Annotated in this window: 16 protein-coding genes; 6 read left to right on the top strand and 10 right to left on the bottom strand. The window is 70.8% G+C overall.

What is annotated here, in order from left to right:
• Window positions 1–123 precede the first annotated feature (123 nt).
• From pta to pyk, 3 genes are all read left to right on the top strand, one after another.
• A complete protein-coding gene (gene pta, locus ACZ4VA_RS35780) occupies window positions 124–2,214 on the top strand; it encodes a phosphate acetyltransferase (RefSeq protein WP_355779827.1) in 2,091 nt (696 codons plus the stop codon).
• The gene (locus ACZ4VA_RS35775) at window positions 2,211–3,497 is read left to right on the top strand and encodes an acetate kinase (protein WP_356238326.1); all 1,287 of its coding nucleotides are present in this window, start codon (window positions 2,211–2,213) and stop codon (window positions 3,495–3,497) included. Before pta ends, ACZ4VA_RS35775 begins: the two co-directional genes overlap by 4 nt.
• Before the next feature lie 73 nt (window positions 3,498–3,570).
• Window positions 3,571–5,001 carry a pyruvate kinase gene (gene pyk / locus ACZ4VA_RS35770; protein ID WP_355779832.1) on the top strand — a complete coding sequence of 477 codons (1,431 nt, stop codon included), beginning with the start codon at window positions 3,571–3,573 and terminating at the stop codon, window positions 4,999–5,001.
• A 201-nt stretch (window positions 5,002–5,202) separates the two neighbouring features.
• Here pyk and ACZ4VA_RS35765 read toward each other — a convergent pair whose 3' ends face one another.
• The 4 genes from ACZ4VA_RS35765 to ACZ4VA_RS35750 all read right to left on the bottom strand — a co-directional run bounded on the left by ACZ4VA_RS35765 (window position 5,203) and on the right by ACZ4VA_RS35750 (window position 9,380).
• On the bottom strand, window positions 5,203–6,471 hold the full coding sequence (locus ACZ4VA_RS35765; RefSeq protein WP_356169491.1) for a hypothetical protein: 1,269 nt from the start codon (window positions 6,469–6,471) through the stop codon (window positions 5,203–5,205).
• Entirely contained in the window at window positions 6,461–7,036 is a 576-nt protein-coding gene (locus ACZ4VA_RS35760) for a DUF6114 domain-containing protein (protein WP_355779837.1), read from the bottom strand. Before ACZ4VA_RS35760 ends, ACZ4VA_RS35765 begins: the two co-directional genes overlap by 11 nt.
• Window positions 7,037–7,142: 106 nt before the next feature.
• Window positions 7,143–7,775, bottom strand: a complete 633-nt coding sequence (locus ACZ4VA_RS35755; protein WP_355779839.1) for a DUF6230 family protein — start codon at window positions 7,773–7,775, stop codon at window positions 7,143–7,145.
• A gap of 621 nt (window positions 7,776–8,396) precedes the next feature.
• On the bottom strand, window positions 8,397–9,380 hold the full coding sequence (locus ACZ4VA_RS35750) for a tetratricopeptide repeat protein (protein ID WP_356169486.1): 984 nt from the start codon (window positions 9,378–9,380) through the stop codon (window positions 8,397–8,399).
• 278 nt (window positions 9,381–9,658) lie between these two features.
• Between ACZ4VA_RS35750 and ACZ4VA_RS35745 the strand changes: the two genes are divergently transcribed.
• Window positions 9,659–10,285 (top strand): TetR/AcrR family transcriptional regulator, encoded by a 627-nt coding sequence (locus tag ACZ4VA_RS35745; RefSeq protein ID WP_355786950.1) that lies wholly within the window; start codon window positions 9,659–9,661, stop codon window positions 10,283–10,285.
• Between the two features lie 211 nt (window positions 10,286–10,496).
• On the opposite strand, the gene ACZ4VA_RS35740 is transcribed toward ACZ4VA_RS35745, so the two are convergent.
• The 4 genes from ACZ4VA_RS35740 to ACZ4VA_RS35725 all read right to left on the bottom strand — a co-directional run bounded on the left by ACZ4VA_RS35740 (window position 10,497) and on the right by ACZ4VA_RS35725 (window position 14,622).
• Window positions 10,497–12,197 carry an acyl-CoA mutase large subunit family protein gene (locus ACZ4VA_RS35740; protein WP_356169483.1) on the bottom strand — a complete coding sequence of 567 codons (1,701 nt, stop codon included), beginning with the start codon at window positions 12,195–12,197 and terminating at the stop codon, window positions 10,497–10,499.
• A gap of 127 nt (window positions 12,198–12,324) precedes the next feature.
• Window positions 12,325–12,663 (bottom strand): DUF3817 domain-containing protein, encoded by a 339-nt coding sequence (locus tag ACZ4VA_RS35735; protein WP_355786956.1) that lies wholly within the window; start codon window positions 12,661–12,663, stop codon window positions 12,325–12,327.
• Between the two features lie 65 nt (window positions 12,664–12,728).
• Window positions 12,729–13,238, bottom strand: a complete 510-nt coding sequence (locus ACZ4VA_RS35730; RefSeq protein WP_355786960.1) for a MarR family winged helix-turn-helix transcriptional regulator — start codon at window positions 13,236–13,238, stop codon at window positions 12,729–12,731.
• A 10-nt stretch (window positions 13,239–13,248) separates the two neighbouring features.
• Window positions 13,249–14,622 (bottom strand): MFS transporter, encoded by a 1,374-nt coding sequence (locus ACZ4VA_RS35725; RefSeq protein ID WP_468084059.1) that lies wholly within the window; start codon window positions 14,620–14,622, stop codon window positions 13,249–13,251.
• Between the two features lie 84 nt (window positions 14,623–14,706).
• On the opposite strand from ACZ4VA_RS35725, the gene ACZ4VA_RS35720 reads away from it, so the two are divergent.
• Window positions 14,707–15,690 (top strand): ArsR/SmtB family transcription factor, encoded by a 984-nt coding sequence (locus ACZ4VA_RS35720; protein ID WP_356169477.1) that lies wholly within the window; start codon window positions 14,707–14,709, stop codon window positions 15,688–15,690.
• 116 nt (window positions 15,691–15,806) lie between these two features.
• On the top strand, window positions 15,807–16,814 hold the full coding sequence (locus ACZ4VA_RS35715) for a glycoside hydrolase family 6 protein (RefSeq protein WP_468084057.1): 1,008 nt from the start codon (window positions 15,807–15,809) through the stop codon (window positions 16,812–16,814).
• 13 nt (window positions 16,815–16,827) lie between these two features.
• Here the strand turns inward: ACZ4VA_RS35715 and glxA are convergent, their stop codons facing one another.
• Entirely contained in the window at window positions 16,828–18,783 is a 1,956-nt protein-coding gene (glxA, locus tag ACZ4VA_RS35710) for a radical copper oxidase GlxA (protein ID WP_355789174.1), read from the bottom strand.
• Window positions 18,784–18,786: 3 nt separating this feature from the next.
• A complete protein-coding gene (locus ACZ4VA_RS35705) occupies window positions 18,787–20,574 on the bottom strand; it encodes a glycosyltransferase family 2 protein (RefSeq protein ID WP_355789177.1) in 1,788 nt (595 codons plus the stop codon).
• Between the last annotated feature and the right edge of the window lie 99 nt (window positions 20,575–20,673).

The following is a 20,673-nucleotide window of genomic DNA, read 5'->3' as shown; positions in this document are numbered from 1 at the left end:
ATCTGGCGGGCGTCCTAGCCAGCCGCGGAGGTATTGTCAAGAGGGTTCTGCTCACCATAGCGGGTATTTTTCCCGAGCCACGAGAAGCACCAAGCCGGCCCAGTGATGAAACGGAGAGCACGCGTGACGCGCAGCGTGTACGTGACCGGGATCGACCGCGGCGACGGCCGCCAGGTCGTCGAGCTGGGAGTCATGGAACTCCTGACCCGCCAGGTGGACCGGGTGGGGGTGTTCCGCCCGCTCGTCCACGACGGCCCGGACCGGCTCTTCGAGTTGCTGCGCGCCCGCTACCGGCTGACGCAGGACCCGGCGACGGTCTACGGCATGGACTACTACGAGGCGTCCACCCTCCAGGCCGAGCAGGGCACCGACGAGCTGGTGTCCACGCTCGTGGACCGCTTCCACCTGGTCGCCCGCGACTACGACGTCGTCCTCGTCCTCGGCACCGACTTCGCGGACACGCAGTTCCCCGACGAGCTGGCGGTCAACGCCCGGCTGGCCAACGAGTTCGGCGCCTCCGTCATCCCGGTCGTCGGCGGCCGCAAGCAGACGGCCGAGTCGGTGCTCGCGGAGACCCGCAACGCGTACCGGGCGTACGACGGGCTCGGCTGCGACGTCCTCGCCATGGTCACGAACCGGGTCGCCCCCGCCGACCGCGCGGAGATCCACGAGCGCCTCGCCGACCGGCTGCCCGTGCCCTGTTACGTGCTGCCGGACGAGCCCGCGCTGTCCGCGCCCACGGTCGCCCAGATCACCCACGCCCTCGGCGGCACGGTGCTGCTCGGCGACGACTCGGGGCTGGCCCGTGACGCGCTGGACTTCGTCTTCGGCGGTGCGATGCTGCCGAACTTCCTGAACGCGCTGACCCCCGGCTGCCTCGTGGTGACCCCGGGCGACCGCGCCGACCTGGTGGTGGGCTCCCTCGCCGCGCACAGCGCCGGCACGCCGCCGATCGCCGGCGTCCTGCTCACCCTCGACGAGCGGCCGAGCAACGAGGTCCTGACGCTGGCCGCGCGCCTGGCCCCCGGCACCCCGGTGGTCTCGGTGCCCGGCAACAGCTTCCCCACGGCGGCCGAACTCTTCGGCCTGGAGGGCAAGCTGAACGCCGCGACCCCGCGCAAGGCGGAGACGGCACTCGGCCTGTTCGAGCGGCACGTCGACACGAGCGAGCTGCTGAAGCGGGTCTCCGCGCCGAGCAGCGACCGCCTCACGCCGATGATGTTCGAGCACAAGCTGCTGGAGCAGGCCCGCTCGGACAAGCGCCGCGTCGTGCTGCCCGAGGGCACCGAGGCGCGCGTCCTGCACGCCGCCGAGGTGCTGCTGCGCCGGGGCGTGTGCGAGCTGACGCTGCTCGGCCCGGTCGACCAGATCCGCAAGAAGGCCGCAGACCTCGGCATAGACCTGGCCGGCGTCCAGCTCATCGACCCGCAGACCTCCGAGCTGCGGGACCGCTTCGCCGAGAAGTACGCGGCGCTGCGCGCCCACAAGGGCGTGACGGTGGAGCTGGCGTACGACGTGGTCGCGGACGTGAACTACTTCGGCACCCTGATGGTCGAGGAGGGCCTGGCCGACGGCATGGTGTCCGGCTCGGTGCACTCCACGGCGGCCACCATCCGCCCGGCCTTCGAAATCATCAAGACCAAGCCGGAGGCGAAGATCGTCTCCTCGGTGTTCTTCATGTGCCTCGCGGACAAGGTCCTGGTCTACGGCGACTGCGCGGTGAACCCCGACCCGAACGCGCAGCAGCTCGCCGACATCGCCGTCCAGTCGGCCGCGACCGCCCGGCAGTTCGGGGTGGAGCCGCGGATCGCGATGCTGTCGTACTCGACCGGCACCTCCGGCTCGGGCGCGGACGTCGACAAGGTGCGCGAGGCCACCGAGCTGGTCCGGGCGCGCCGCCCCGACCTGAGCGTCGAGGGCCCGATCCAGTACGACGCCGCCGTGGAGCCGTCCGTCGCGGCCACCAAGATGCCCGGTTCGAAGGTCGCGGGACAGGCGTCCGTGCTGATCTTCCCGGACCTCAACACGGGCAACAACACCTACAAGGCCGTGCAGCGCTCGGCCGGCGCGATCGCGGTCGGGCCGGTCCTGCAGGGCCTGCGCAAGCCGGTCAACGACCTGTCCCGGGGCGCTCTCGTCCAGGACATCGTCAACACCGTCGCCATCACGGCGATCCAGTCCCAGACCCCGAGCGAGAAGGCCATCGCCCAGTGAGTTCCCATCCGTCGCCCGCCGGCGCGCTGCCCGACGAGCAGCGCCAGGCCGCCCCTTCGCGCGTCCTCGTCCTCAACTCCGGTTCGTCGTCGGTGAAGTACCAGCTGCTCGACATGCGAAACCACAGCCGCCTCGCGATGGGCCTGGTCGAGCGCATCGGGGAGCGGACGAGCCGGCTCACGCACACGCCGCTCACCGGAGGTGGCGCCGAGCCCCGGGAGACGACGGGCCCGATCGCCGACCACGAGGCCGCGCTGAAGTCCGTGGCCGAGGAGCTGGCCAAGGACGGTCTCGGCCTGGACTCCCCCGAACTCGCGGCGATAGGCCACCGGGTCGTGCACGGCGGCCTGAAGTTCACGCGGCCCACCCTCGTCGACGACACCGTGCTCGCGGAGATCCAGCGGCTGATCCCGGTGGCCCCGCTGCACAACCCGGCCAACCTGACGGGCATCCTCACGGCCCGCGCGCTGCGCCCCGACCTGCCGCAGGTCGCCGTCTTCGACACGGCGTTCCACACGACGATGCCGGAGTCGGCGGCGCGCTACGCGATCGACGTGAAGACCGCCGACGAGCACCGCATCCGCCGCTACGGCTTCCACGGCACCTCGCACGCGTTCGTGTCGCGTGCGACGGCGAAGCTCCTCGGCAAGGACCCGTCCGAGGTGAACGTGATCGTGCTGCACCTGGGCAACGGCGCGTCGGCGTCCGCGGTGCGCGAGGGCCGGTGCGTGGACACCTCGATGGGGCTGACGCCCTTGGAGGGCCTCGTGATGGGTACGCGCTCCGGTGACACGGACCCGGCCGTCATCTTCCATTTGATGCGTGTAGGCGGGATGTCCACGGACGAGATCGACACTCTTCTCAACAAGAAGAGCGGGCTGATCGGTCTGTGCGGCGACAACGACATGCGGGAGATCCGGCGCCGGGTGGACGCGGGCGACGAGCAGGCGCGGCTCGCCTTCGACATCTACATCCACCGCCTGAAGAAGTACATCGGCGCCTACTACGCGGTGCTCGGCCGGGTGGACGCGGTGGCCTTCACGGCCGGGGTCGGCGAGAACGCCGCTCCGGTCCGGGAGGCCGCGGTGGCCGGCCTGGAGGGGCTCGGCCTGGCGGTCGACGCCGAGCTGAACGCCGTACGGTCGGACGAGCCGCGGCTCATCTCCCCCGAGCACGCGCGGGTCGCGGTGGCCGTCGTACCGACCGACGAGGAACTGGAGATCGCCACGCAGACGTACGCACTCGTGAGCGGGTCCGCCGAGCGGTCCGACGGCCTCACCTGAGCGGCATCCCGCCCCTTTGTATCTTCCGCCAGACGGAATATTCCGCAGCGAAACAAACCGATAGGATCGCCCTATGCGCCGTTCGAAAATCGTCTGTACTCTCGGCCCCGCGGTCGACTCCCACGAGCAGCTCGTCGCGCTGATCCAGGCCGGCATGAACGTTGCTCGTTTCAACTTCAGCCACGGCTCGCACGCCGAGCACCAGGGCCGGTACGACCGTGTCCGGGCGGCCGCCGCCGAGACCGGCCGCGCCATCGGCGTACTCGCCGACCTCCAGGGCCCGAAGATCCGCCTGGAGACCTTCGCCGAGGGCCCCGTCGAGCTGGTGCGCGGTGACGAGTTCACCATCACCACCGAGGACGTCCCGGGCGACAAGACGATCTGCGGCACGACCTACAAGGGTCTGCCCGGCGACGTCTCCAAGGGCGACCAGGTCCTCATCAACGACGGCAACGTCGAGCTGCGGGTCGTCGAGATCGAGGGCCCCCGGGTCAAGACGGTCGTCATCGAGGGCGGTGTCATCTCCGACCACAAGGGCATCAACCTGCCCGGCGCGGCCGTGAACGTGCCCGCGCTGTCCGAGAAGGACATCGACGACCTGCGCTTCGCCCTGAAGATGGGCTGCGACCTGGTCGCGCTCTCCTTCGTGCGGGACGCCCACGACGTGAACGACGTCCACAAGATCATGGACGAGGAGGGCCGCCGGGTCCCCGTCATCGCCAAGGTGGAGAAGCCGCAGGCGGTGGAGAACATGGAGGCCGTCGTGGCGGCCTTCGACGGTGTCATGGTCGCCCGTGGCGACCTGGCCGTCGAGTACCCGCTGGAGAAGGTCCCGATGGTGCAGAAGCGCCTGGTGGAGATGTGCCGGCGCAACGCCAAGCCGGTGATCGTCGCGACCCAGATGATGGAGTCGATGATCACCAACTCCCGTCCGACGCGCGCCGAGGCCTCCGACGTCGCGAACGCGATCCTGGACGGCGCGGACGCGGTCATGCTGTCGGCGGAGTCCAGCGTGGGCGCGTACCCCATCGAGACCGTGAAGACGATGTCGAAGATCGTCACCGCCGCCGAGCAGGAGCTGCTCTCCAAGGGCCTGCAGCCGCTCGTCCCCGGCAAGAAGCCGCGCACGCAGGGCGGTTCGGTGGCCCGTGCCGCCGCCGAGATCGCCGACTTCCTCGGCGGCAAGGGCCTGGTGGCCTTCACCGAGTCCGGTGACACCGCCCGCCGCCTGTCCCGCTACCGCGCCGCGCAGCCGATCCTGGCGTTCACCACGGACGAGGGCACCCGCAACCAGCTGGCGCTGAGCTGGGGCGTCGAGTCCTACATCGTGCCGTTCGTGAACAGCACCGACGAGATGGTCGAGCTGGTCGACTCCGAGCTGCAGAAGCTCAACCGCTTCGACCAGGGCGACGTCGTCGTGATGACCGCGGGCTCGCCCCCCGGCGTCCCCGGCACCACCAACATGGTCCGGGTGCACCACCTGGGCGGCACCGGCCGCGACTGACCGGTCTCCCGTACGCCACCGAGGGCGCCCCCTGCACCAGGGGGCGCCCTCGGCGCGTTCCGGGAGAGGTACGGCGGTGGCGGCCCGTCCTCGGGCGGACAGACCGCGACCCGGCCCTCGCGGTGGCGAGGAACCGGGTCGTGGCCCTGTCGCGGCTCCCGAACGGGTCCTTGGGCCGGCCTCGGCCGGCGGGTGCGGCGGTCAGCCGGTGGTGTACTGGTGCAGCCCCGGCACGTGCAGATCTCCGCCGAACTGACCGGCCTGCACGACCTTCACCTTGGTGAAGTAGATCAGCGGGATGTTCAGCGGCGGCGGGTTGTCCGGGTCGAAGGTGACCGGGATCAGACCGAGCAGGTTGCCGGAGATGCTCTCCGTGTACATGACGGTCTTGCCGTTGCGGATGGTGGACGTCGAGCCCTTGGCCGCCTCCACGTGGTACGTCTTGCCGGCCTGCTTGTCGTCGACCGTCTGGTGCAGGTCGCCGATGTCGGTGCCGTCGGAGATGACGTACTTCAGGACCTTCTTGACGGTGCCGTTTGCGGTGCGCACCTTCACGATGCCCTGGTAGTCGGCACCCTTCAGCAGCAGCGAGCTGGCGTTGAGGTGCCACGGCTCGTCGGGCAGGGAGACGATCTTCTCGACGCCGCCCTCGTCGTCGGTGGCCGTCGGGCAGCCCTCGGCCGGGTCCTCGCTCTCGCTCGCGGAGGGGCTGGGGGACGCGGTGGCGTCGCCGGCCGCCTCCTTCGCCTTGTCCGCGGTGTCCTTCACCGTCTCGGACGCCGTGTCCTTGGTGTCCTTCGCGGTGTCCTCGACCGTACCGGTGACCTTGTCCGCGGTGTCCTTGACCGGGTCGGAGGTCTCCTTGCCCGGGCTCGCCGTGGCGGAGGCGGACGGCGTCGGGGTGGGGCTCGCCTCCTCCTTCTCGTCGGGCGTGAGGACGTCCTTGATGGCGTCGCCGATGCCCAGCGGGTCCAACGGGTTGCTGCTGCTCTGGGACGGCGAGGGGGTCGCGGTGGCCGTGTCGCCGCCACCGCTCTGGGCCGTCTTGCTGGGGGCGGGCGCCGGTGCGGGGTCGGCCTCGTCGTCGGAACCTGAATCCGGCGAAGAGGTCTTGTCCGGGGACGCCGTGGCCGTGGGAGCGGGCTCGGTCGCGGTGGCGCTCGCCGAGGCGGAGGCCGAGGGCGACGGCGAGGCCGACGGTTCCTCGGAGCCGTCCAGTGCCTCGACGCACTTCTGGTACTCGTCCGCCGTAAGGCTCTTGGACGAGGGGTGGTCCTCGGCCTGCGCGAGCGTGGGAGTCAGTCCCATCCCCATGAGGACGGCCGTCGGCATGGCCGCCAGGGCTATCGCCTTGCCGGCCGGTACGTGGAACCTGGTGAACAACGGCTTCCTGGGCGCCGCGTGACGCGGCCCGGTTCTCACACGGGACTCGTCCACATCCGTCCCGTGGGTCACCTCGTCAGCCGGCACTGTGCCTCCCGTTCGCCCCGTTCGTCGGGCTCGTTCCTGACAGATCGTTCGGCTCGTTCGGCTCGATGGGCTTGCTCAGTCCGGGGACGGGCTGGGCGGGCGCGCTCTCGGCGGGGGCCGCGCTCACGGGGACCTCGTCCTTGCGGGCCACCCCGGCGGGCTCCGTCTCCCGCGCGCCGGGCGCCCAGGAGACCGCCATCGCCCCGCCGATCAGGGCGAACAGGAAACCGATCAGGAAGCCACCCAGGTTCGACACCGGGATGGACACCAGGGCCAGAAGGATCGCCGCGACACCCGCGAAGGTGCGCACGTGCTTCTGGAACCAGAGGCTGAGCCCCAGCACCACGAGCAGCACGCCGATGATCAGGGACCCCGCGCCCGCCGTGGTGGCCATCGCCAGCGTCAGATGGCCGATCTGCAGGTTCGCGTACGGGAAGTAGGCGATGGGCAGTCCGCTGAGCAGGACGAACAGGCCGGCCCAGAACGGCCGGTCACCCCTCCAGGCGCGGAACCGCGACCTCAAGTGGCTGAACTGGCCGGGCGCGGCAGGAGTCTCGGCGCTCATGGAAAACAGCTCCCTGGAACGGCTTTGCTGTGAGAAGTACGCGTACTGCGGAAGGGATGGGGTGGACGAGGCAGCCGACGGCTCCCCCGTCCACCCCACGGAGTGCTTAGTAGCACTCCTTGACGCCCTTGGACAGCGACATCTTCAGGCCGCTGAGCTTGAACGTTCCGGCAGTGGTCGCCCACGCCGTCTGCTTCACGTCGGTCAGCGTGGCCGAGTCGGCCTGCTGCGCGAAACCGTAGGGGTTCGCCTGGTCGCCCTTGGCGATACCCGGACCCTTGCTGGCGTCCTTGGCCGCAACACCGATGTCGATGTTGCGGAACGTCGCGTCGGCCTGAAGGTCCTCGACGTCGATGTACAGGTTCTCGGCCTTGACCGGGGTGTCGCCACCACCGGCCTTCAGGATGAGACTCACGGAACCGAGCAGCGGCACGTCCGGGGTGACAACGGACTGACACATGCCCTGGATCGAGGCGGACTTGAACGCCGAGACGGCGACGGGGTGAGCCGTCTTCTTGCCGTCCAGGGTGTAGCCCGCGTCAATGGCTCCGTACTGCGAGAAGCCCGTACCGTCGAGCCGGTCCGCCGTCACCTTGAACGACTGACCGGAAACGCTGAACGACGCGGCGAGAGCGCCCTGCGCGAGGGCGACACCTATCGCTGCCGTGGCGGCCACGCTGGGCACCATCACGACGGCGAACCGCTTCCATCTGGTCCCGCCACGCACCTGGGACTCCATATTTCCTCCTTCTCGGACGTACATCTCCTGGCCCTGACTGCCCCATGACGGCGGCTCAGCCGGGCAGGGATGGGAGAAGTGCTACGTCCTCGGGAAGGAGAGCGCCCGATCTCGACAGCGCGAACTGCGCCCGATTCACCGGCGATCACCCCCGAGCGACAACCACTGGTCGCGCCTGACACACATCACGCACAACCTGCTGGACAGGCTCCGCCGTAGAGCAGAGACCCCCCTGTCCAAGAGCCGGCGCCACTGCCGCCGGCCCTACTCGGTGGGGACCCAGAGAACCCGGTGGCCCGATTGGCTGTCGGGGTACGGAAATGGACCGAGCGTCGCCGATCGTGGTGCATTCTCGCCGCCGACACAAGGGGGTTCGTTACTCGCTAGTAACGGGCGGATAACCGAACAACGACCCGCCGGTCTCGGTCGACGACTCAACGTGGCGTCAAGCGAGGGGGCAAAGTACTTGATTCACGGACGGAATCCGACAGATCAACGCCCCTGATTTACTCCAAGTAACAGCGGCCGCGTTTACCAAGTTTTGGTAAAGCGCGGCCGCGTGGTCACTCAGGAGGCGATCCCTTCACCCGGGCAACACACGTCCGGGCGTTTAGGGACTGGTCAGAACAGGGCGCGCGCCAGCGCCCTGCGCGCCGCGGTCACGCGCGGGTCGTCGGCACCGACGACCTCGAACAGTTCGAGCAACCGGAGCCGCACCGCGTCCCGGTCGTCGCCGGCCGCGCGCCGCACGGCCTCGATGAGGCGCCCGAACGCGTCCTCGACGTGCCCGCCCACCAGGTCCAGGTCGGCGGCGGCGATCTGCGCCGCCACGTCGCCCGGCTTCTCGGCGGCGTCCTTGCGGACCTGCTGCGGGTCCGCGTGCTGCACCCGCTGGAGCAGCTCGGCCTGGGCGAGGCCCAGCTTGGCCTCGCTGTTGGCCGGGTCGTCGCTCAGCACGTTCTTGTAGGCCTGGACGGCACCCGCCAGATCGCCGGCGTCCAGGGCCCGTACGGCGGCTTCGAGGAGGGCGTCGTAGGGGCCGGCCGGGATCTCCGGGGCGACGGCCGGCGCGGCGTCCGGACCGGCGGCGTCCGGGTCGACGGTCAGACCGGTGAGCCCGAAGCGCTGCTCCGCCACCTGGACGAGCTGGTCCAGCGTGCCGCGGATCTGCGCCTCGCCCGCGGCCCCCTGGAAGAGCGGCAGCGCCTGGCCGGCGACCACCGCGAAGACTGCCGGAATCCCCTGGATCCCGAACTGCTGCATCAGCATCTGGTTGGCGTCGACGTCGATCTTGGCGAGGACGAAGCGCCCGTTGTACTCGATCGCCAGCCGCTCCAGGACCGGGCTCAGCTGCTTGCAGGGCTCACACCACTCGGCCCAGAAGTCGATGACGACCGGTACCTCGGTGGAGCGCTGCAGGACGTCGCGCTCGAATCCCGCCTCGTCTACGTCGATGACGAGACTGGCGGGGGACACGGCCCCGCCTCCGCCGCCCTGCCTGGCCGCTTCGGCGCGCGCCTGCTCCGCCTTCGCCTTGGCCTCCTGGGCCGCCTTCACCGCGGCGAGGTCGACGACTCCGCTCATGGACATGTTCCGTGGCTGCATGAGTACATCCTCCCCCTTCCGCGCGCACGTGTGAAAAGCGTGCCCCGAGCCGGGCCTCCGGCATGGTCAAAGCCGGGCCCGTGATGTGCTGTTCGGCGCCGGGTCCCCACCTGGCGCCAGTGGTTGTCGCCCGTGCGGCGCGGCCGCACAAGCTTTCGCTACGAGTCGTAGCGTAACTCCCCCGGGGCGTCGCCGTACGCCATTCCCCGGTGATCTCCCTCACGACTTCCCACAACAGCCGGATATCGTCCCCGGCATGCCCGGATATGGTCGCTGACATGCAGAGTCGCACTCCGGCCCCCCGCACGGGCCGACCACGCAGCGCCGCCGCGGACGCCGCGATCCTGGACGCGACACGCGCGGCGCTGGTCGAACTGGGCTGGTCCAAGCTGACGTTGGGCGACGTCGCGACCCGCGCCGGGGTCGCCAAGACGACGCTCTACCGACGCTGGGCGGGCAAGAACGAACTCGTCGTCGACGCCGTGGCCGTCCTCTTCGACGAGCTGGAACTCCCCGACCGGGGCAGTCTCGCCGCCGACATCGAGGGCGTCGTGCTTCAGTTCGCGGCGATCCTCGGGCGCCCCGAGACGAAGACCGCGCTGATGGCGGTCGTCGCCGAGTCGACCCGCGACGAGCCGCTGCGCGAGCGCATCCGCACGTCGATCGTGGACCGCCAGAAGCGCCTCGTCGTGGAGGGCCGCGCCCGCGCCCAGCAGCGCGGTGAGCTGCCCCCCGAGGAGGACCCGGAGTCCGCCGCCCGCACGGCCGACCTGATCTTCGACGTGGTCGCCGGAGCGGTGGTGCACCGCACGCTCGTCAGCGCGGAGCCCGCGGACGAGGAGTGGGTCCGCAGCTTCACCCGCGTACTCCTGCTGGGCCTGACAGGCGCGGCGACGGAACCCTGAGGGCCCCGGGCGCCGGCCATGTGTCAGCCCGTCCGGCGATTGAGGACGAGCGCGCCGGCGCGATACGACGGTGCCACGGGCGTACGTGAGCCCTCCCGGACAGGCGGGAAACCCTTCAGCCCGTCCGGCGCTTGAGGACGAGCGCGCCGGCGCGATGCGGGGGTCCCCGGGGGCAGCGCCCCCGGGAACTGGCCCCGGCCCCGGCGGAGGCCTAGAACCCGGCCGGCTCCGTGTACACCCCCCACTCGTCCCGCAGCACCCCACAGATCTCCCCGAGCGTCGCCTCGGCCCGAACCGCGTCGAGCATGGGCCCGATCATGTTCGACCCGTCCCGCGCGGCGGAGAGCATCGCGTCCAGCGAACGCCGGACGGCCGCGTCGTCGCGCCCGTCCTTGCGGGACGCCAGCACCCGCACCTGCTCCCGCTCGACCTCGTGGCTGACCCGCAGGATCTCCAGGTCGCCGGTGACGGAGCCGTGGTGCACGTTGACGCCGACGACCCGCTTGTCGCCCTTCTCCAGGGACTGCTGGTACTGGAAGGCGGACTCGGCGATCTCGCCGGTGAACCAGCCGTCCTCGATGCCCCGCAGGATGCCGGACGTGATCGGCCCGATCGGGTGCCGCCCGTCGGGGTGCGCCCGCAGCCCGCGCTCCCTGATCTGCTCGAAGATCTTCTCCGCCTCGGCCTCGATGCGGTCGGTGAGCTGCTCGACGTACCAGGAACCGCCCAGCGGGTCCGCGACGTTGGCGACGCCGGTCTCCTCCATCAGCACCTGCTGGGTGCGCAGGGCGATCTCGGCGGCCTGCTCGGAGGGCAGCGCGAGGGTCTCGTCCAGGGCGTTGGTGTGCAGGGAGTTGGTGCCGCCGAGCACGGCGGCGAGCGCCTCCACCGCCGTCCGGACCACGTTGTTGTACGGCTGCTGCGCGGTGAGCGAGACACCGGCGGTCTGCGTGTGGAAGCGCAGCCACTGGGCCTTCTCGGAGGTGGCGCCGTAGACGTCGCGCATCCAGCGGGCCCAGATCCGGCGCGCGGCGCGGAACTTGGCGATCTCCTCGAAGAAGTCGACGTGCGCGTCGAAGAAGAAGGAGAGTCCGGGCGCGAACACGTCCACGTCCAGCCCGCGGCTCAGCCCCAGTTCGACGTACCCGAAGCCGTCGGCGAGCGTGTACGCCAGCTCTTGGGCTGCCGTGGAACCGGCCTCCCGGATGTGGTAGCCGGAGACGGACAGGGGCTTGTACGCGGGGATCTTCGCCGCGCAATGCTCCATCAGGTCGCCGATGAGGCGAAGGTGCGGCTCGGGCTGGAAGAGCCACTCCTTCTGCGCGATGTACTCCTTGAAGATGTCCGTCTGGAGGGTGCCGTTCAGCACGGACGGGTCGACGCCCTGACGCTCGGCGGCGACCAGGTACATGCAGAAGACCGGGACGGCCGGTCCGCTGATCGTCATCGACGTCGTGACGTCACCCAGCGGGATGTCCTTGAACAGGACCTCCATGTCGGCCGCCGAGTCGATGGCCACGCCGCAGTGCCCGACCTCGCCCAGCGAGCGGGGGTCGTCGGAGTCGCGTCCCATCAGCGTCGGCATGTCGAAGGCCACGGACAGGCCGCCGCCGCCGTTGGCGAGGATCTTCTTGTAGCGCTCGTTGGTCTGCTCGGCGTTCCCGAACCCGGCGAACTGCCGGATGGTCCACGTCCGCCCCCGGTAGCCGGTCGCGTAGAGCCCGCGGGTGAACGGGTACTCCCCCGGCCAGCCGATCCGGTCGAAGCCCTCGTAGGTGTCCCCGGGCCGCGGCCCGTACACCGGCTCCACGGGATCGCCGGAGAGCGTGGTGAAATCGGCCTCGCGCTTGCGCGAAGCGTCGTACCGGGCCTGCCAGCGACGGCGGCCCTCCTCGATGGCGTCAGCGTCCATACCCTCGAATTTACTAGGACGTCCTAGTAAATGTCGATGGCTCACCGCCGTACACGCCGTACGGCGGTCCCGTCGGCCCGGCCGGACCCCGCCACGGGGGCCCTGCGACCGGGCTCGGGGAAGCGTTTCAGGCCTTGGCGACGGCGGGCGCGTCGTCCGCGATCCGCGCCTCGAGCTCCCTGCTGACCTTGCGCTCCACGAAGAAGGCGGCCGTCGGGATCGTGCCCGCCGCGAGCACCCACAGCTGCTTGCCGACCGGCCACTTCGCCTTGGAGCCCAGGTCGAAGGCGAAGAGGAGGTAGACGACGTAGAGCCAGCCGTGCGCGATGCCGACCACCTTGGTGAAGTCCTCGGCGCCGTCCATGTGCAGGAGGTACTTGGCGATCACACCGAGGGTCAGCAGGACCAACAGCACGCCGGTGACGTAGGCCATGACGCGGTAGCGGGTCAGCACGCTCTTTTTCATGCGTACGAGCGTAACCGCCGGTCGGGGGCGATCTTCGCGGGCCCCCGCGGCCGTACGCGGGCCCCTCAGTCCTCGTCGAAGTCGTGGGCCGCGATGCGCAGCGGGCGGAGCATCGCGAAGATCTCCGCGCACTCCTCGGCGTCGTACGCGCCGAGGCCGAAGTCCATCGCCATCAGGTCGCGGGTGGCCGCGTCGACCACCTCGCGCCCCTTGTCCGTGATGGAGGCGAGGGTGCCGCGCCCGTCGTTGGGGTTGGGGCGCTTGTCGACCAGGCCTGACCTGACCAGCCGGTCCACGGTGTTGGTGACCGACGTCGGGTGCACCATGAGCCGCTCACCGATCTTGGACATCGGCAGCTCGCCCTCCTTGGAGAAGGTGAGCAGCACCAGTGCCTCGTACCGCGCGAAGGTCAGCCCGTACGGCTTGACGACCGCGTCGACCTCGGCGAGCAGGATCTGGTGCGCGCGCATGATCGAGGTGATCGCCGCCATGGACGGCACGGCACCCCAGCGGCGCTTCCAGAGTTCGTCGGCGCGGGCGATGGGATCGAAGGCGAGACTGAGGGGCTTCGGCACGGCAAAGACCCTACCGGCCGGTCATATCGTGGTCAGCCCCGTCTCGCGTTTCGGTCTCCGCCGCCGTTTCGGCCGGATTTTCCCCCGGTACGAGGCTCCCGCGGGCCGGACTCTCACGCGGCCGGGAGGTCTCCGCGTGCTCCGCTCCGGCCTCCGTCCGCCGGGCCTCCGCGGCGAGCAGTACGCAGCACGCCGTGCCCAGCACCCCCGCGCCCGCGACCGTGGCGGTCACCCCGGCGAACTCGGCGGCGACGCCCGCCAGCGCCATCCCGGCCCCCTGGAGGGTCATCAGCCCGGCGGTGTTCAGGACCATCGCCCGCCCGCGCAGCTCCTCCGGCACCGCCCGCACGAACCACTGGTCGAGCCCGAGGGTGTACGCCGATCCGGCGCCGGCGAGGACGAGCAGGGCCAGGGACCAGGCGAGCCCGGGGCGCAGGGCGAAGCCGAGGTAGGGCAGCAGGGTCAGGCAGACCAGCGGCAGGGTGATCCGGCCGCGGGTCGCCGGACGCAGCCGTGACCCGGCGTACAGCTCCCCGAGGACGGTGCCGACGGGCAGGGCGCACATCAGCAGCCCGAGCCCGGCCGGGCCGGCGCCGAGTCCGTCGGCGTAGGGGGCGGCCAGCGCCTCGGGGACGACGACGAACATCGGCGGCACCCAGAACAGCAGGAGCAGCACCCGGGTGCGCCGGTCGGCGAGCACCTGCCGGGCGCCGCGCAGGGAGTCCTTCACCAGTGCCGCCCCGGTGCCCGCCCGGGCCGGGCGGCGGACGGTGCCGAGGCGCAGCAGCGCGGCCGAGACGAGGAAGGTGCACACGGTGACGAGGAGCGCCCCGCGCGGCGCCACGACGCTCAGCAGCAGCCCGCCGAGCCCGAACCCCGCGAGCAGCGCGCTCTGCGAGACGATCCGCAGCAGTGAACGGCCGAGGACGAACAGGTCGCCGTCGCCGAGGACGTCCGCCAGGGTGGCCGTCCGCGCGCCCTGGAAGACCGGCGAGACGACGGCGAGCGCGCAGCGCATCGCGAGCAGCACGGCGATGTGCGCCCCGGGGACCGCCATGACGGCCACGCAGCCCGCGCACACGAGGTCGCACACGACCAGGACCCGCCGGGCGGGGAACCGGTCGGCGATCCCGGCGAGCAGGGTCCCGCCGATCAGGTAGGGGAGGAAGCCCAGCGCGAAGGTCAGGGCGCTCAGCAGGGGCGAGCCGGTGAGGTCGTAGACGAGGACCGACAGGGAGATCTCGCTGACGACGAGGCCGAGCAGCGAGAAGGCGTGGGCGGCGAAGACGGCACGGAACTCGCGTACGGCGAAGACGCGCAGGTATCCGGTGGCGGGTTCGGGCGGGGCGGGCACGGTCGACGTGCCCTCGGACTCGTTCGGCATGGACAGCAGCGTGCCGGGAGGGTCGTGGCCCGCCGTAGAGTTTCGGCGTCAGCCGAATCTTCCGTGGGCGCGGCAGGGGGTGTGATGCCGTTCCGTCTCTACTTCGGCGAGGACGACCTGTTGCGCTGCCGGTTCGCGGTGTCCGCGCTGTGGGAGACGCAGGAGGCGGTCCGTACGCTCCACCGGCCCGAGCGGCACGGCTATCACGCGCCCTGGCTGCGCCGGATCCACGCGGCGGCGGCCGGTCTCGATCTCGCGCCGCTGCGGCTGCTCATGCCCCGGCGCGGGCACAACCCGGACTGGCTCGGCCCGCCGCCGATCGGTCCGGCCGCGACCTTCGAGGAGGAGATCGCCGCGGTCCGCGCCGCCGACCCGCAGGCCGCCCTCGACGACACGGCGCGGGCGCTGGCGGACACCCCGGGGGCCCTGGACTCCCCCCGTGGCCGCGCCCTCCTGGCGGATCCGGTCCGCATGATCGAGGAGCTGGCCGATCTCCTGGAGGCGGCCTGGCGCGCGCTGGTGGAGCCGGACTGGCCGCGGCTGCGGGCGCTGCTGGAGGCGGATGTGGCGTTCCACTCGCGCCGGCTGGCCGAGGTGGGCCTCGGCGGGCTGCTGCCGGAGCTGGACCGGCGGTTCGCGTGGAGCGCGGGGACGCTGACCGTGGACGCGCGGAGTTCGCACGAGCGGGAGCTGCGGGGCCTGGGCCTGGTCCTGATGCCGAGCGTCTTCTCGTGGCCCGACGTGGTGAGCGGCTTCGACCCGCCCTGGCAGCCCACCCTGGTCTATCCGGCCCGGGGGATCGGCGGGCTGTGGGCCGAACCGGGCGGGCACGCCCCCGACGCGCTGGTACGGCTGCTCGGGCGCGGGCGGGCCGCGGTGCTCGGCGCGCTGGACGAACCCGCCGGCACGACGACCCTGGCCCACCGCCTCGGGCTCGCGCCGTCGTCGGTGTCCGGCCATCTCTCGGCGCTGCGCGGAGCGGGGCTGCTCACCTCGCGCCGGTACGGACACCAGGTGCTCTACGAGCGGACGCCGCTCGGCATGGCGCTGGCGTCGGGCGGGGTCTGAGGCGGCCGTACGGCACGCCGCCGGTGCCGTAGTCATGTCGGTTCCCCTCCGACGGTGACCGTTATGTCACGATTGCTGACGAATCATCACAAAGTCACTTCGCCCAAGGGGGCAGGATGTCCCGGCTGATCCGTACCTTCGCGGTCCTCGCGACGCTCGGGCTCGCGGCGGGCTGCTCGTCCGCGCCCGACGCCGACCGGGCCTCCGTCGCCCGGGGCGCGTCCCGGGACGGGGACTCCGTCGCACGGTCCCCGTTCTGGGTCGACCCCGCGAGCCCGGCCGCCCAGCAGATCCAGCTGTGGCGGCGGGAGGGCCGCACGCACGACGCCGACCTGCTGAAGCGGATCGCCCGGCAGCCGGCCGCGCTGTGGCCGGCCGGCGACGACCCGGGCGCCGTGATCAGGACCGCCACATCGGCGGCGACGCGGGAAGGGCGTACGGCGCTGTTCGTCGCGTACAACATCCCGCACCGCGACTGCGGTCAGCACTCGGCGGGCGGGGCGCCGGACGCGGACGCCTACCGGCAGTGGATCGGGCGGTTCGCGGAGGCGCTCGGCGACAGCAAGGCGCTCGTCGTCCTGGAGCCGGACGCGGTCGCGCACGTCGTGGACGGCTGCACGCCCGCCGAGTACCACGCCGAGCGCGAGCAGCTGCTGTCGGAGGCGATCGTCCGCCTCAAGCAGCAGCCGGGCACCAAGGTGTACCTGGACTCCGGCAACCCCGCCTGGATCGACGACCCCTCCCGGCTGGTCGAGCCGCTCCGGCGGGCGGGCGTCGAGCACGCCGACGGCTTCTCGCTGAACGTCTCCAACTTCCAGACGGACGGCACCACGAAGGAGTACGGCGTCCGGCTCTCCAGGAGCCTCGGCGGCAAGCACTTCGTGATCGACACCAGCCGCAACGGCAACGGCCCGCTGCGCGGCGACCGCGGCGACGCCTGGTGCAACCCGCCCGGCCGGGCCCTCGGCACCAGTCCGACGACCGACACCTCGGAGCCCGCCCTCGACGCCTATCTGTGGATCAAGCGGCCCGGCGAGTCGGACGGGCAGTGCCGGGGCGGACCGGCGGCCGGCCAGTGGTGGCCCGACTACGCCCTGGGGCTGGCGCGCAACTCCGGGGCGTAGCCGGTCCGTCGGGCTACGGCACCTGGATCCACTTCGCCTCGGACGGGGTGCCGTCCGCGTCCGTCACGAACAGCATGTACCAGCCGGGCGGCACCAGGCTCGGGTCCTTCGGCACCTGCACGGTCACCGACGACCGGTCCTTGTCGACCTTCAGGTCGATGGAGCGCTGCTCGACGTCCGTCGTGTGGGTGACCGCGCTGGGACGCATCAGCCGGGCCTTGGCGACGCGTTCCGGGTGGTCGGTGGCGAAGGTCGCGCGGTGCTGCCGGTCGAGTTCCTCGGGCCCGTCGCCGAGCACCGGACGGTTCTTGCCGTTCTTGTGCAGGGCCGGCGGGGTGAAGACCTCCATGCGCTGCTCGAAGTGGCCCAGCTTGGTGTTCTGCTGGTCGTCGAAGAGCGGGTCGGAGCCGAAGGTGGCGACCCGGCCGTCGGGCAGCAGCAGCGCCTCGGAGTGGTAGTTGCGTCCCACCCGGGGTGCGGCCGCGGCGCGGAAGGTGTTGGACTTCGGGTCGTAGAACTGCGCCTTGTGGATGTTGCTGGCGCTGCGGCCCCGGTAGTCCTTCGCCCCGTTCGTGGTGAACACCGAGTCGTCCGGCATGATCACGCTGTTCAGGTAACGGGTGCCCTGCGGCAGGTCCGGCCCGTCCTCGAAGACGGGGTTGTCCTTCTTGAGGTCGACCACCGCCGTGCGGGGCGTCGACTTCCTGGACTCGCCGACGCCTCCCCCGCCGAGGATCATCACCTTCTGGTCCTGGGCCGGCGGCAGGAGCAGCGAGGCGGACGTCTCGGTGGCGTCCGCGTCCCGCAGCCCCGGCACCTTCCGGAAGGTGTTGGACTCCAGGTCCCACAGGCCCGCCTCACGGCCCTTGTCCGCGGGGCCGTACCCGGCGTTGGACGCCGGGTAGAACAGCTTGCCGCCCTTGGTGAGGAAGAGGGCGGGGTACGTCGGGAAGTACCGCTTGGGGCCGGGCGTCCACTGCTTGGTCTCGGGGTCGTAGATCTCGTTGTCGCCCGGGTCGATCACCCCGACGTCGTCGAGACCGGAGACGGCCAGCACCCGGCCGTCGTCGAGGCCGACGAGCGTCGGGTACCAGCGGGCCTTGGCCATCGGGTCGACGGGGATGTACTTCTCCGCCTTGGGGTCGAACTCGTAGGCCGCCCTGATCCCCTGGAAGTCCTGCTTGTCCAGGGTGATCTTCTCGGAGATCCCGTACGTGTTGGCCCCGTCCTTGCCCTTCAGCCCGACGATCTCGTACTGGGCCTGCTTGTCCGTCACGGACAGCGGGCCCTTCTCGGTGGCCTCCACGAAGACGCGGGCCTCGCTCGCGGTGACCTTGGTCTTCCAGGGCTGCATGACGCCCGCCCGGTTGTACGTGATCTCCTGCGTGCGCTTGGCCCGCGGGATCGTCACCTCGAACTTGCTGACGTACTCGACGCCGGCCGGTGAGCGGAAACGGGTCCCCTTCTTCAGGACCATCGCCTTGTCGGGGTCCTCGTTCTTCACCCGCATCCCGCCGCCGGCCCGCTCCACCTCGCCGTCGAGCCGTTCGTAGCGGGCGGTGCCGCCGGCCACCAGCAGCCTGCCGTCCGGGAGCTGGGCGTGCCCGGAGCAGAAGAAGTCGTCGGGGGTCGGGATCTTCTTGAAGGTGTTCTTCCGCGGATCCCACAGGACGGTGTCGAAGGAGCCCTTGTCGAACTTCTTGATCTCGTTGCCCGAGCCCGCCACGATCAGCACCTTGCCGGTGTGCAGCAGGGCGGCGTGGATGGCGTTGGTACGGAACTCCTTGGGGATGTCCAGCTGCGACCAGGAGCCGTACCGGGCCTTGTAGGCGGGCTGGGCGATCTTGTACTCGTAGTACTGCTCCTCGGCGAAGCCGAGCGCGGCCGGGGCGTTGAGCCCGGCGAGCACGGCGATGCCGCCGATGCTCAGCACGGTCTTCTTGGTCTTCTTCGAGGGCCGGTAGGCCATGGCCTAGTTGCCTCCTGTCGTGGAACCGGAGACCGGGGTCGGGGTGCCGCCGGTGGCGAGCGCGGGCTCCTTGGCTTCGGGGATCCGGGCCGCGGCCGGCCGAGGCAGCGCACCGGCCCTGCGGTCCTTGAGCTGGGTGGTGAGCCACACCCCGACGGGCGCCAGGGAGATCCCCATGGCGAGGACGGCCCAGGTGCGCATGGCCGCGTGGGTGTGGCCGAAGACGAACGACACGAGCAGCGAGAACGCGAGGAGCGCCGCCCAGGAGAGATGGATGCGGAAGGTCGCCAGCCGGTCGGGGCTGGCGCCGCCGCCCTTGGGGGTGACCACGAACCGGCTGGGGGTGCGCTTGAGTGCGGCGCTCAGCGACTTGAGGTAGATCGGCGCCGAGAGCGCCGACATCGCCATCCCGGCGAGACCGCCGGAGCCCTCCGGTTCGTGCGGGGAGACGTTGTGCCGCCGGTTCCACAGGTACAGCCCGATCTGCAGCGCCGCCGCGTCGCTGTAGAGCATCAGCCAGACGGACGCCGCGACCTGGGTGCCCGAGGCGCCGAACCACAGGAACAGGACGCAGCTGAGGATGCCCAGGAGCCAGTTGACGGCCGTCATCGGGTAGTAGACGAGCATCATCGTGTACGAGAACAGGCGGCCGGGAGGCATCGTGAACGGCGCCTTCCAGTACTGCTTGAACAGGGTCTCGTAGGTGCCGCGGGACCAGCGCAGCTGCTGGGTGAAGAAGTCGGTCCAGGACGCGGGGCCCTCGCCGACGGCGAGCACGTCGGGGGTGTAGACCGAGCGCCAGTGGCCGCCCGTCAACGGGTTGCGGTGGCGGTGCAGCTCGAAGCCGGTCGCCATGTCCTCGGTGATGGAGTCGTACAGGCCGCCGATCTGGCGGAGCGCGGCGATCCGCACGACGTTGTTGGTGCCGACGAACATGGGTGCGCGGTAGCGGTTCCCGGCGCGCTGGATGAGCGCGTGGAAGAGGAACTGCTGCGACTCGGCGGCCTTGGTGACGGGGCTGTCGTAGTTGCCGTAGACCTGCGGTCCGACGACGAACGCGACGTCCGGGTCGCGGAAGTACCCCATCATCCGCTCCAGGAAGCCGGGCAGCGGGACGTGGTCGGTGTCCACGGAGGCGAAGAACTCGTATTCGCCGCCGTGCATCGCGATCCACGCGTTGTAGTTGCCGTGCTTGGTGCGGGCCTTGTGGACGCCCTTCTCCCGGTTCCACTCGGGGACGCCGAGCCGGGTGAAGTGCCGTACGCCGAGCTCGGCGCACAGGGCCTTGGCCTGCTCGTCGTCGCCCTCGTCGAGGAGCCAGACGTCGAGGGGGCCGGTGTGGGTGACCCTGACGGCGCCTTCGAGGGTGGCGCGGACCATCGAGAGGGGTTCCTTGCCGGGCACGTACGTGGTGAGGAACGCGACGCGGGTGCCGGGCTGCGGGACGACGGGGATTGGGTCGCGGGCGACCATCGTGGCGTGGGCGATGGAGGCGACGTTGACGACCATGAACAGCTCGATCAGGCCGATCGATATGAGCATGGTGACGTCGAGTCCGATGAGCCAGCGGGCACCGCCCTCGCGCTCGACCCAGTGGGTGGGCCACACCAGGTAGACGAGGAGCAGGCAGGTGAGGAGGGGCGCCAGCGTCATCAGGAGGACGGCTCGTATTCGACGCGGCTCTCGCGAGAGGAGCTTTGTGTACTGCACCCGGTAGGCCGAGGCGGGCGGCTGCGTGAGCGGTCCCGCCAGTCGGCTGTAGGTGTCGTAGTCGTAGCCCTCGGGCCGCACAGCGCCCTCCAGTGATTGAAACGGGGTGATCGAACGAGCCGATACCCCCACACAAGTGGAGTTTCTGTGACGTGTCGAACTGGACGGGTCAGACGGAGT

This window comes from Streptomyces sp. NPDC028308 (assembly GCF_055565855.1).
The sequence above is the reverse complement of the archived record's forward strand: the minus strand, read 5'-3'. Positions and strand labels throughout refer to the sequence as shown.

What these genes read in the sequence shown, in the direction of transcription:
- glxA (WP_355789174.1), bottom strand. Translation starts at nt 18,783, where the DNA reads ATGGCCTACCGGCCCTCGAAGAAGACCAAGAAGACCGTGCTGAGCATC.
- ACZ4VA_RS35735 (WP_355786956.1), bottom strand. Translation starts at nt 12,663, where the DNA reads ATGAAAAAGAGCGTGCTGACCCGCTACCGCGTCATGGCCTACGTCACC.
- ACZ4VA_RS35720 (WP_356169477.1), top strand. Translation starts at nt 14,707, where the DNA reads ATGCCGTTCCGTCTCTACTTCGGCGAGGACGACCTGTTGCGCTGCCGG.
- ACZ4VA_RS35725 (WP_468084059.1), bottom strand. Translation starts at nt 14,622, where the DNA reads ATGCCGAACGAGTCCGAGGGCACGTCGACCGTGCCCGCCCCGCCCGAA.
- ACZ4VA_RS35755 (WP_355779839.1), bottom strand. Translation starts at nt 7,775, where the DNA reads ATGGAGTCCCAGGTGCGTGGCGGGACCAGATGGAAGCGGTTCGCCGTC.
- pyk (WP_355779832.1), top strand. Translation starts at nt 3,571, where the DNA reads ATGCGCCGTTCGAAAATCGTCTGTACTCTCGGCCCCGCGGTCGACTCC.
- ACZ4VA_RS35745 (WP_355786950.1), top strand. Translation starts at nt 9,659, where the DNA reads ATGCAGAGTCGCACTCCGGCCCCCCGCACGGGCCGACCACGCAGCGCC.
- ACZ4VA_RS35750 (WP_356169486.1), bottom strand. Translation starts at nt 9,380, where the DNA reads ATGCAGCCACGGAACATGTCCATGAGCGGAGTCGTCGACCTCGCCGCG.
- ACZ4VA_RS35740 (WP_356169483.1), bottom strand. Translation starts at nt 12,197, where the DNA reads ATGGACGCTGACGCCATCGAGGAGGGCCGCCGTCGCTGGCAGGCCCGG.
- ACZ4VA_RS35760 (WP_355779837.1), bottom strand. Translation starts at nt 7,036, where the DNA reads ATGAGCGCCGAGACTCCTGCCGCGCCCGGCCAGTTCAGCCACTTGAGG.
- ACZ4VA_RS35715 (WP_468084057.1), top strand. Translation starts at nt 15,807, where the DNA reads ATGTCCCGGCTGATCCGTACCTTCGCGGTCCTCGCGACGCTCGGGCTC.